At 71.5% G+C, this 11,577-nt stretch carries 6 protein-coding genes and 1 pseudogene; 1 reads left to right on the top strand and 6 read right to left on the bottom strand.

The features are described from left to right. Window positions 1-10 precede the first annotated feature (10 nt). A complete protein-coding gene (locus ABD378_RS00175; RefSeq protein ID WP_344518154.1) occupies window positions 11-565 on the top strand; it encodes a hypothetical protein in 555 nt (184 codons plus the stop codon). 92 nt (window positions 566-657) lie between these two features. Here ABD378_RS00175 and ABD378_RS00170 read toward each other — a convergent pair whose 3' ends face one another. From ABD378_RS00170 to ABD378_RS00145, 6 genes and pseudogenes are all read right to left on the bottom strand, one after another. Further along, complete coding sequence (locus ABD378_RS00170; RefSeq protein WP_344518153.1) at window positions 658-2,292, bottom strand: M4 family metallopeptidase; 1,635 nt, start codon at window positions 2,290-2,292, stop codon at window positions 658-660. Between the two features lie 303 nt (window positions 2,293-2,595). Beyond that, window positions 2,596-4,656 carry a M4 family metallopeptidase gene (locus ABD378_RS00165; RefSeq protein WP_425583801.1) on the bottom strand — a complete coding sequence of 687 codons (2,061 nt, stop codon included), beginning with the start codon at window positions 4,654-4,656 and terminating at the stop codon, window positions 2,596-2,598. A gap of 430 nt (window positions 4,657-5,086) precedes the next feature. After that, window positions 5,087-5,761: a DUF4232 domain-containing protein gene (locus ABD378_RS00160; RefSeq protein ID WP_344518151.1), complete on the bottom strand. Its 675-nt coding sequence runs from the start codon at window positions 5,759-5,761 to the stop codon at window positions 5,087-5,089. A 695-nt stretch (window positions 5,762-6,456) separates the two neighbouring features. Beyond that, window positions 6,457-9,303, bottom strand: coding sequence for an AfsR/SARP family transcriptional regulator (locus ABD378_RS00155; protein WP_344518150.1), 2,847 nt, complete (start codon window positions 9,301-9,303; stop codon window positions 6,457-6,459). 114 nt (window positions 9,304-9,417) lie between these two features. Further along, window positions 9,418-11,385, bottom strand: a complete 1,968-nt coding sequence (locus ABD378_RS00150; RefSeq protein ID WP_344518149.1) for an ABC transporter ATP-binding protein — start codon at window positions 11,383-11,385, stop codon at window positions 9,418-9,420. Beyond that, window positions 11,382-11,577 (bottom strand): annotated as a pseudogene (locus ABD378_RS00145) (hypothetical protein); the annotation flags it as partial. The pseudogene ABD378_RS00145 and the gene ABD378_RS00150, both read right to left, overlap by 4 nt.

The raw sequence follows: 11,577 nt of genomic DNA, 5'->3' as shown, positions 1-11,577 counted from the left end.
GGATGAAGCGATGACATTGCATTCCGATGTGGCCGAGTTGCTGGCGGAGGCCGGCATCATCGACGTGGACGTCGACGAAGCCGTCGCGGACGAGCACGTCCGAACGTCCGCGTACCTACGCGTCGTCTCGGTGATCGCTTCCTCGCGGAGCCGTGACCGGGACCGCGCGATCGTGGCCACGATCCTGCGCGACCCCCACGTCATGGGGTCCAAGACAGCGGTGGTCGCCCTCGTGGACGAGATCGCGTGGAAGGTGACCGGTCCTGCCGAGTTCCGGCAGTGGTCGGCGGAACTGCTGCCGGAGATCGACCGGCTCCCGGCGGAGGGGTGCCGCGAGTTCATCCGCCGTCGCATCGACGACTGGCTGTTCTGGCTGTCCGTCAAGGACGGTCACGTGCCGACACCGGCCGAGCTGGCGGAGGTCACGGACTGGATGCAGCGCCACCTCGCCGAGTGGTCGATGTCGCCGGCGGTACTCGCCGTGGTCGCCGATTCGGCCCGCACCAAGAAGACACGGAACATCGCGAAGAACCGAGCCGGAAGCCGCGAGCTGAGAACGGAATGAGTCGCACGCTCCGAGGGGAGCGGAAAAGCGGCACCCAGGGGGGAGGAAGGCCCCCGGGTGCCGCCCCGGCAAAGAGAGTTACTTGGCGAGAGTTACTTGACGTTGACGCCGGTCCAGGCCGCCGCCACGCCCTTGGCCTCGGCGGAGTCCGCGCCGTACAGGTCCGTCGCGGCCTTCAAGGTGCCCTCGCGGGCCGCCTTGTAGTCCGTCGTCGTCGTGAAGTACGTCGTCAGGGCCTTGAACCAGATCTTCTCGGCCTTGTCGCGCCCGATGCCCTCGACCTTGGAGCCGTCGGCGGTCGGGGAGTCGTACTTGACGCCGTTGATCTCCTTCGCGCCACTGCCCTCGGACAGCAGGTAGAAGAAGTGGTTGGCGATGCCGGAGGAGTAGTGGACGTCTACGTTGCCCGCGTCCGCGCTCCAGTTGTCCAGGGAGTTGCCGTCCTTGGAGGGCTTGTCCATGTAGCGGAGCGGTGACCCGTCGCCGTTGATGTCGATCTTCTCGCCGACCATGTAGTCGGGGACGTCCTCGGCGTTCTTGGCGTTGAACTCGACCGCCGCCGCGAAGATGTCGGATGTGGCCTCGTTCAGGCCGCCCGACTCACCGCTGTACTCCATGTTGGCCGTCGCCGCCGTGACGCCGTGCGTCATCTCGTGCGCCGCCACGTCCATCGACGTCAGGGGCTTCTTGTCGCCCTCGCCGTCGCCGTACGTCATGCAGAAGCAGCTGTCGTCCCAGAAGGCGTTGACGTACGCCTTGCCGTAGTGGACGCGCGAGGTCGCGCCCTTGCCGTCGCCCTTGATGCCCTCGCGGCCGTGCACGCCCTTGTAGTAGTCCCAGGTCAACTGGGCGCCGTAGGCGGCGTCGACGGCGGCGGTCTGGGCGTCCTCCGGCTTTCCGGTGCCCCACGTGTCGTCGTCGTCCGTGACGAGCTTGCCCTCGCCGCTCTGGCCGTGGGCCAGGTCGTACGTCGAGTGGCCGCCGCGCGAGTCGTCGGTCAGGTCGAAGCCGTTCGAGCCCTTCTTGGAGCCGACCTCGACGTCGCCGCTGTACTGGCTGTGGCCCGCGCCGTTCTCGATGGCCTGGTACTGGAAGAGCTTCTTGCCCGTGGCCGCGTCGGTGATGACGTGCAGCTTGCTGGGCGTGCCGTCCTTCTGGACGCCGGTGACGACGGTCTCGTGGGCGAGGACCGGCTTGCCGGACGCGGCCCAGACGACCTTGCGCGGCGCCTGCGCGTCCGCCTTCTTGGTGTCGCCGGTCTTCGCGGCGGTCGACTCGGCGGACTTCGCGGCCGACGTGGTCGCGACCTTCGCGGAGGTGGAGGCGACCTTGATGGTGGCCTTGGCCGCCTTGGTCACGCTCTTGACCGAGCCGCTCTTCGCGGTGTGGACGACCAGGTCGCCGCCGAGGACGGGCAGACCGTCGTAGGTGCGCTCGTAGCGGGTGTGCGTGGTGCCGTCACGGTCCTTGACGACGTCGCGTACGACGAGCTTCTCCTTCCCGCCGAGGCCGATCTTCTCGGCGGTGGCGGCCTTCTCGGCGTTCGCGTCCTGCAGCAGGTCCGCGCGGGCCGTGGAGGAGAGCGCGACCGGCGCTCCCGAGGGCGCGGCGGCCCGGTCGGGCTGCGCGGACGCGCCGGTGGTCAGACCGCCCGCGAGCAGGGCTCCTGCGGCAACGGCCGTGGCTATGGCCAGCGTTGAGCGCTTACGGGATATGTGGGGGGTCACGCATGCTCCTTCTGTGGGGGGCCCGGACGGCATTGGGGGGCTGTCCGGGCTGAAAGATGCGGTGCGGGTGTACTGGTGTGACTGTGCGAGGGAAGAGTGTCAGTTGAGCCAGGTTCATGTCAGGTCCCTGACCGCAGGTTGGCCAGAAATCGTCCGTTGAGCGATGGTCCATGTACGCAATGCGAACGGCGTGTTACGCCACCCGGCGCCGCACATGGGTGCGCCGCTCCGGGGAGTTGATCCACCCGGAGCGGCGCAGTCTGCACGTACCTTCAGGCCCGGTCGGGGCCAGGGCCCCAGGGCCTACGGGAACGTAAGCTTCCAGCTGTTGATGCGGCCGACGTCCTGCGCGGCCACGTCCTGGACCTTCAGCTTCCAGGTGCCGTTGGCCACCTCGGTCGAGGCGTTGACCGTGTAGGTCTCGACGATGTTGTCCGCCGAGTCGCCCGAACTCGAGTTCTTCAGGCGGTACGTCGAGCCGTCCGGGGCGACCAGATCGACGACCAGGTCACCGCGCCAGGTGTGCACGATGTCGACGCCGACCTTCAGCGCGGCGGGCGCGTTGCCCGTGCGGCCTGTGACGTTTACCGACGAGGTGACGGCCGCGCCGCGGTCCGGAATGGCGACGTCCGTGGTGTTCTCGAAGTCCGTGCCACCACCGGGGCCGCCGGGCCGCGCTCCGACGTTGACGCCGGCCCACGCGTGGGCCACCGCCGCGTACTCGGCGCTGGTGGTGCCGTACAGCTCACCGGCCACCGCGAGGGTCCCGGTGCGCGCCGCCGCGTAGTTGGTGGTCGTGGTGAACTTCGTCGTCAGCGCCTTGAACCAGATGAGCGACGCCTTGTCACGACCAATTCCGGCCACAGGCAGGCCGTCCGACGTGGGCGAGTCGTACGAGACGCCGTTGATGACCTTGGCGCCGCTGCCCTCGCTCAGCATGTAGTAGAAGTGGTTGGCGACACCGGACGAGTAGTGGACGTCGATGTTGCCGATACCCGAGTACCAGGAGTCCTTGGACGAGCCGTCCTTGCTGGGCTTGTCCATGTAGCGCAACGGGGTGCCGTTGCCGCGGATGTCGATCTTCTCGCCGACGTTGTAGTCGCCGACGTCCTGCGCGTTGTTGGCGTGGAACTCCACGGCCGCCGCGAAGATGTCGGACGTCGCCTCGTTCAGGCCACCGGACTCGCCGCTGTACGTCATGTTGCCGGTGGCCGCCGTGACGCCGTGCGTCATCTCGTGGGCCGCCACGTCGATGGACGTCAGGGGCTTGGCGTTGCCCGCGCCGTCGCCGTACGTCATGCAGAAGCAGCCGTCGGACCAGAACGCGTTGACGTAGTTGTTGCCGTAGTGGACCCGCGAGGACGCGCCGACGCCGTCACCCCGGATGCCGGAACGACCGTGCACGTTCTTGTAGTAGTCCCAGGTCAGCGCGGCGCCGTAGTGGGCGTCCGCGCCCGCGGTCTCCAGGTTGGCGGGCAGTCCGTTGCCCCACACGTCGTCCGCGCCCGAGAAGAGCGTGCCGGAGCCGGACGTGGCGCGGTTGAGGTTGTACGTCTTGTGGCCGCCGCGAGCGGTGTCGGTCAGGGTGTAGTTGGACCCCGACTGGGCGGTGCCGAGCGTGACTTGACCGCTGTACTGGGTGTTGCCCGTGCCGTTCTCGATGCCCTGCCACTGGAAGATCTTCTTGCCGGTGGCCGCGTCCGTGACGACGTGCAGCTCGTTCGGGGTGCCGTCGTGCTGAAGACCGCCGACCACCGTCTCGTACGCGAGAGTCGGCTCGCCCTTGGCCATCCAGACGACCTTGCGCGGCGCGCGGTCCGCGTCGGTCTTCTTCGACCCCTCGGCCTTCGCCGCGCCGAGCGCCTGCTTCTCGGCGGTCGCCGCCTTCACGTCGGCGCTGGTGTCGACGCCCTTGAGCTCCGCCTTCGCGGCCTTGGTGACGCCCTCGGTCTTCCCTGACTTCGCCTCGTCGACCACCAGGTCGCCGCCGAGGACGGGGAGTCCGTCGTACGTGCGCTCGTAGCGGGTGTGCGTCGTGCCGTCACCGTCCTTGGTGACGTCACGTACGACGAGCTTCTCCTTGGCGCCGAGCCCCAGGTCCTTGGCCGTGTCCGCCTTGGTGGCGTTGGCGTCCTTGAGGAGCGCGGCACGCTGGGCGGGGGTGAGCTTCACGGGCAGGGAACCGGGGTCGGCCTTGCCTATCTTGGCGGCGGCCGGGGTCTTGGCCGGTGGTATCGCGGGGTCGTCGGCGGATGCCGGGCCCGTCTGGAAGGCCACCGCGATGAGGGCGGCGACGGCGGTCAGGGCGCCTGCGGCGGTGGCGCGTCTGTGGGAGGCAGGTCTGTGAGAGGTGCTTCTCAACACGGACTCCTTCTGCGCGGCCGCGGGATACGCGGCCAGGGGGACCGGTCGGCGCGGTCGTGCCGTCCGGGCAGAGCAGAACAAGGCAGAACGTGGAGCAGGGAATCGAACGGTGGAGCGCTGGTGCGGCTCTGGTGGAGCGCGGTGAAGCCGGGAATCGAGGGGAAGAGTGGCACCGGCGCGCTCTGTTTGTCAGGAGTGCGTCAAGACTTGGCCGGAACTGGTCCGCTGCCCGGTGGGCCACGTTCGATATACGGAGGGGTCGCTCAAGGTGAAGGGCTCCGCATTGTTCGAGGATGGCCGGTTACCGGGGCCCGGAGCGGCGTGGCTGATTCCGCACCCCAACTGCCGTCGGCTGCCGGTCGGTCGGGGCACACGAAAACCGGCCTGGAGCGCTGCGTCGCGCCAGGCCGGTGCTTGCGTGCGGGGGCGATCAGAAGTTATAGGGCTTCGTGGTGTTCCAGTTGGTGACGTCGGCGTCGGACCAGGTGAACTCCGACGGCGCGCCCTGGCCGTCGAAGGCGCCCGTCTCGGCGCCGGGGCCGGTGTCGCCGGTCTGGTCGCGCAGGGCGATGGAGAGATCCGCCGAGGTCTGGGTCTTGTCGCTGTCGGTGAAGAGGGCCACGGCGGAGTAGACCTTGCCGCCGGGCTTGACCGTGATCCGGGTGGTGCCGCCCGGGGCGTCCTTGGACGTGTGGGGCAGGACGTTCGAGGTGTCGCCGAGCATCACGGACGGGAAGGAAGTGACCCAGCAGGACTTGGAGTCGGCGTTCGTCGCGCTGATCAGGAGGTGCTCGCCCTCCTCCGCGGGGAAGCGGTGCAGCACGGAGTACGAGATCTCGTCGCCCTTGCACGGCTGGGTCTTGGCGGCGCGGGCGGGGGCGGCCTCGCCGGAGCCGGAGCCGGACGTCTCGACGGTGTCGGCCGTCTCCGTGGTCGCCCCGGAGCTCTTCGCCCCGTCGGTCGTGGCAACGCTTCCGCTCCCACCGGCCTTCGAACCGTTGCCGGAGCTGCCCGAGCCGTTGGAGCCGCCACAGGCGGTCAGGGCCAGGGCGAGTGCGGCGGTGGTGGCGGCGAGGACGGTGGTGCGGATCCGGGTCGTACGCATGATGAGGTTCCCCCGTGCGGTGGTGATGGGTGCGGGACTTGCTGGTCTCCCCCGCTGTCGACACCACTGTGACCACCCCCGCTGCCGTCCCACTCACGCCCGACTGACGTCCCGCTCACGTGACGGGGGTTGCGCCGCGAGCATGGGGTGAGCTGGGGGTTTGTGGTGTGTGGGCGGGGGTGCGGTGCGGCGGCGCGGCGGGCTGGTGGTCTGTGCTCGGGCCCGATGGTCGGCCGGCCGTGGGGCGCGGTGCGCGGGCCCGTCCGGCCGATGTCTGCGCGTGTGCGCGGCGGGTTCGTCGTCCGCGCTGACGACTGCGTGGTGTGCGGTGATGTGGCGCGCACCGCGGCGTGCTCCGGGGCGCTGCTCGTGGCGAGACGTCAGTCTCGGACGCAGGCGCACGTCCGTGCATTGCCCTCGGCACAGGCGGCGCCCTCACGTCCGGTCTGCCAGTCGCGCCATCGCCGTTTCGTATGGTCGGCCGGCTGCCGTCCGGCTGGCCGTGGGGCGCGGTGCGCGAGCCCGTTCGGCCGGTGTCTGCGCGTGTGCGCGCGGCGGGTTCGTCACCCGCGCTCACGACTGAGTCGTGGGGGGATGTGGCATGTGGCGCGGCGTGCTCCGGGGCGCTGCTCGTGGTGAGACGTCAGTGTCGGACGCAGGTGCATGTCCGGGCAGTCGCCTTGGCGCAGGCGCCTTTACGTCCGCGCCGCGAGGCGCACCATCGCCGTGTCGTATCGCGCCCGTAGCCCCACGTCCGCCGACACACGGAGCAGCGCGCCGAGGGCTCGTACCGTGCCCTCGTCGTAGCCGGACTCCTCCGCCTCGCTCGCCGCGTTTTCCAGGCGGCGGATTCCCTCGGCCTCCTCGCCCATTCCGATGAGGGCCTCGCCGCCCGCGGTGAGCAGCAGTACGCGGGACGCCGTCGAGGCGTCCGCGGGGCTCTCGACGGCCAGGGCCGCCATCGATGTGTCCAGGGCCGACTGCCACTGCCTGGCGTCCAGTTGGTGCCGGGCGAGGTGGTGCAGGGCCAGGCGTTCGGTGTGGCGGTCGCCCGCCTCGCGGGCCAGGTGCGCCGCTTGTACGCAGCCCTCTGCCGCCTCATCCGGGCTGCCGAGCGCGGCCTGGGCGAGCGAGAGGTTGATCAGCGCCGTCGCCTCGCCCCGCCGGTCACCGGCGCGGGCGGCGATCACCGGCGCGGCCTCCAGATGGACCACGGCCTCGTCGGTGCGGCCCTCCTCGGTCAGCACCCAGCCCAGCAGGGCGAGGACTCGCGACTCGGCCCGAGCATCCGTGTCCGCTCGCGCCGCCTCAAGTGCCGTCTCCAGCAAGGGAGTCCAGCCGTCCAGGACCCGCCACACCATCTGCGGCCACAGCCCAAGGACGAGCCGCCAGGTCCTGCCGTGCAGTCCGGCGGCATCCGCCGCTGCCGCCGCCAGCGTCAGGTCGTCACGCTCGGCCGCGTACCAGTCCATGGCCTCGTCGCGGTCCGCGAACTCCCGTATCGCGTGCGGCGGACGGAAGTCCGCGGGCAGCGCGAAGCACGGCTCGTCGCCGGGCTCGGCCGCGCCTGCCGCGGCCAGGGCGGTGGCCACGCCGTGGTCGAGCACCCGGACCAGCGCGTCAGGACCGGCGTCGAGGCCACGCGCGTACAGCCGTACGAGATCGTGCAGGGTCCAGCGGCCCGGCGCGCTCCGGGTGACGAGATGGGCCGCGGTCAGCCGGTCCAGGGCGGCCTCCGCCGTGTCCGGGTCCGTGCCCGCGAGGGCCGCCGCCGTGAAGCGGTCCACGTGCGTGCCCGGGTGGCGGCCGAGGTGGGCGAAGTGGTGCGCGACGTCATCGGGCAGCCGCCGCACGGTGAGCCGCAGCGCCGCCCGTACGCCCGTGTCCTCCACGTCGAGCAGGCTCAACCGGCGTGACTCGTCGGCAAGTTCGGTGCTCATCGCCCGCAGGGACCAGTCCGGCTGGTCGGCGAGGCGGGCCGCGGCCACCCGGAGCGCGAGCGGCAGACCGCCGCACAGCTCCACGAGCCGCCGGGCTCCGACCGGCTCCGCGAGGACCCGCTCCTTGCCGAGCACCGCGGCGAGCAGGGCCGTGCTGTCGTCCGGTTCGAGTACGTCCACGGGTACGGGGCGTGCGGCGTCGGAGGCGATCAGGCCCCGCAGGCGGTACCGGCTCGTGACCACGGTGACGCAGCGGGTGCCCCCGGGTAGGAGCTCCCTGACCTGGTCGGAGCCGCGCGCGTTGTCCAGTACGACGAGGAGTTGGCGCTCGGCGGCGAGCGACCGGTACAGCGCGGAGGCGCCGTTCGCCGACTCCGGGATCCTGCGCGGCGCGACCCCGAGGGCGAGCAGGAACTCGCGCAGCACCTCGAGGTGGGTCGGCTCTCCGGTGTCGCTGAAGCCGCGCAGATCGGCGTAGAGCAGGCCGCCGGGGAACGCGGCGCGGTTGCGGTGCGCCCAGTGCACCACGAGCGCCGTCTTGCCCACGCCCGCGGGCCCGGTGACCAGGCACACGGGCGCTTCGCCCGCGGCCGCGCGTGACAGGTCGGTGAGCTCGCCCGCGCGCCCGTGGAAGCCGCGGGGCATGCGGGGGAGGAGGTCGACCGTGTCCGGGGGCAGGGTGGCTGACGGTCCTTGCGTGACGTGAGCTTGCCGGGAGTGGCCTTGCCCGGCGTGACCTTGCCGGGGATGCCCCTGCCGGGCGCCCGGCGTCGCGGACGTGGGCTTGGACGCGTGCCCGGACGTGGGCCTGGACGCGGACCCGGACACTGGGTCCGAACCCGCCGCTTCCCCCTCGCCGTCGCCCTCCCCGCGCAACGCCTCCCCGTAGGCGTCCGCCAGCTCACGGCCCGGGTCGACGCCCAGTTCGTCGGCGAGGAGCCGCCGGGTGCGGTGGAACCAGTCGAGCGCCTCCGAGCGGCGCCCCGCACGCTGCAGGGCCCGCATCAGCGCGGCGGCCAGCGATTCGCGCAGCGGATGGGCCTCGGCCTCCGCGCGCAGCACGGCCGCCGCCCTGTTGTGCTCACCGAGGCGTGCGTAGGCGCCGGCCAGCATCTCCACGGAGGCGAGCCGGAGTTCCTCCAGGGCGTGCGCGGCGGCCTGGAGCGGCGGGCTCGGATAGGCGCCGCTCAGCGCGGGCCCCTGCCACAGGGACAGCGCCTCCTGGTACATCGACACCGCGTCGGCGGGTTCGCGCTGGCTGCGGGCCAGCGTCACCAGCTCCTCGAACCGGTGGGCGTCCAGGAGGCTCTCCGGCATCCGCAGGACGTAGGAAGTGCCCTGCGTGACGAGCTCCACGCCGAACATCTCGGCGTCCGCTCCGGCGAGCAGGACCCGCAGCCGCGACACATGGCCCTGGATGACGCCACGGGCGCGCGGCGGAGGTTCGTGATCCCACAGGGTGGCCGTCAGCTGGTCCACCGGCACCGGGCGGTTGGGCCGCAGGAGCAGGGCGGCGAGGAGGCTGCGCCGCTTGGCGGGACCGAGCGGCAGTTCGCCGGTCTCGGTGGCGACGGAAACCGCTCCGAGCAGCCGGAACTCCACTGACGCAACTCCTTCTGGGGGAAAAGTCCAGATTACCGGAGGTGCCCCTGCGTCCTACGAGGCGGCCCACGAGGCGGCCTACCCCCCCCGCGACCCCACCCGCTACCCCACCCGCTAACCCACCACGCTGTCCCGCCACGCCCGGTGCAGATCCGCGAACGACCCGCTCCCCGCGACGAGTTCGGCCGGGGTGCCGTCCTCCACGACGCGCCCGTGCTCCATCACGAGGACCCGGTCGGCGATCTCCACCGTGGAGAGCCGGTGGGCGATCACCACGGCGGTCCTGCCGCGCAGCACCGTGTGCATGGCGCGCTGCACGGCCCGCTCGCCCGGGATGTCGAGCGAACTGGTCGCCTCGTCGAGGATCAGCACCGCAGGGTCGGCGAGCAGCGCCCGCGCGAAGGCGACGAGCTGCCGCTGACCGGCGGAGATACGGCCACCCCTCTTGCGTACGTCGGTGTCGTAGCCGTCAGGCAGCGAGGCGATGAAGTCATGGGCGCCGATGGCCTTCGCCGCCTGCTCGACGTCCTCGCGGGTGGCGTCAGGGCGGCCGATGGCGATGTTCTCGGCAACGGTCCCGGAGAAGAGAAAAGCCTCTTGCGTCACCATCACCACGCCCCGCCGCAGCTCGGCGTTGGCGAGGTCGCGCAGGTCGACGCCGTCGAGCAGGACCCGGCCCGCCGTCGGGTCGTAGAAGCGGGCGAGCAGTTTGGCGAGCGTCGACTTGCCGGCGCCGGTGGAGCCGACGACGGCGACGGTCTGCCCGGCGGGCAGCGTCAGATCGAAGCGGGGCAGTACCTCGCCGCCGGTCCGGTAGGCGAACCGCACGCCGTCGAAGTCGACCTCGCGGCCGGGGTGTTCGGACGCGAGGGCGGGCAGCGGCCGGGCGCGGTCGGGGTGCGGCTCGGGCACGGAGGGCGTCTGGGCGAGCAGCCCGGCGACCTTCTCCAGTGAAGCGGCGGCCGACTGATACGAGTTGAGGAACATGCCGAGCCGGTCGATCGGGTCGTACAGGCGCCGCAGATACAGCACGGCGGCGGCGAGGACGCCGAGTGCGAGGGTGCCGTCGGTGACGCGGTAGGCGCCCCACAGGACGATGCCGGCGACGGCCGTGTTGGCGACGAGCCGGGACCCGACGACGTAGCGGGCCATCTCCAGCATGGCGTCGCCGTTGGCCCGCTCGTGGTGCCGGTTGAGCGCGCCGAACTCCGCCTCGTTGGCGCGCTCGCGCCGGAAGGCGCGGACCGGCCGGATGCCGTTCATGGTCTCGGCGAACTTCACGATGACGGAGGCGATGGCGGTGGACCGCTTCCCGAAGAGCGGGCCCGCGCGGCGCTGGTAACGGCGTACGAGGAGGTAGAGCGGCACGAACGACGCGACGGCCGCGGCGCCGAGGCTCAGGTCGAGCCAGAGGAGCATCGCCGAGATGTAGACGAAGGACAGGACGACGGTGATCAGCTCCTGCAGCCCTTCGCTCAGAAGCTCCCGCAGGGATTCCACGTCGGTGGTGGACCGGGAGATGAGCCGCCCCGAGGTGTACCGCTCGTGGAAGTCCACGCTGAGGGCCTGCGCGTGGCGGAAGATGCGCCCGCGCAGATCGAGCAGTACGTCCTGGTTGACGCGGGCGGAGGCCACGATGAACGCGTACTGGAACGCGCCGGAGGCGCCCGCGCAGAGCAGGTAGCCGATGCCGATGGCGACGAGGGGCCCGTGATCACCGGCACGCACGGCGGGCACGCCACGGTCGATGGCGTACGCGACGAGGAGCGGGCCGCCCTGCACGGCGGCCTGCTGCAGCAGAAGCAGCACGGTCGCGACGACGACGCGGGTGCGCAGCGGCGAGAGCAACGAACGAAGCAGGGCGGCGGTGGCGCCGGGGGCCGCGGGGAGGGTGTCCTTGTCGAAGTCGTCGGTGGGGGAGCCGGGTTCGGCGGGCTCCGGTTCGGCGGAACCAACGGGAGCGGTGTGCTCGGCGGGCTGCGGGTCGGCGGAACCAGCGGGAGCGGTGTGCTCGGCGGGTGCCGAGATGCCGTCCTCCTCGTCCGGCCCCGTGGTCCGTGACGCCGGCGTCGACGCAGTCATCGTGAAACCTCCCCCTCCACGGACACCGGGCCCGCCTCCACCTGCCGGTCTGCGGACGCCGGGTCCGCCTCTGCCTGCCGGTCTGCGGACGCCGGGTCCGCCTCTGCCTGCCGGTCTGCGGACGCCGGGCCCGCTTCGGTCTGCCGGTCTGCGGACGCCGGGCCCGCTTCGGTCTGCCGGTCTGCGGACGCC

Source organism: Streptomyces rectiviolaceus (genome assembly GCF_039533825.1).
GTDB lineage: Bacteria > Actinomycetota > Actinomycetes > Streptomycetales > Streptomycetaceae > Streptomyces > Streptomyces rectiviolaceus.
Note: the sequence above shows the minus strand (reverse complement) of the source record. Positions and strands in the feature narration are given on the sequence as shown.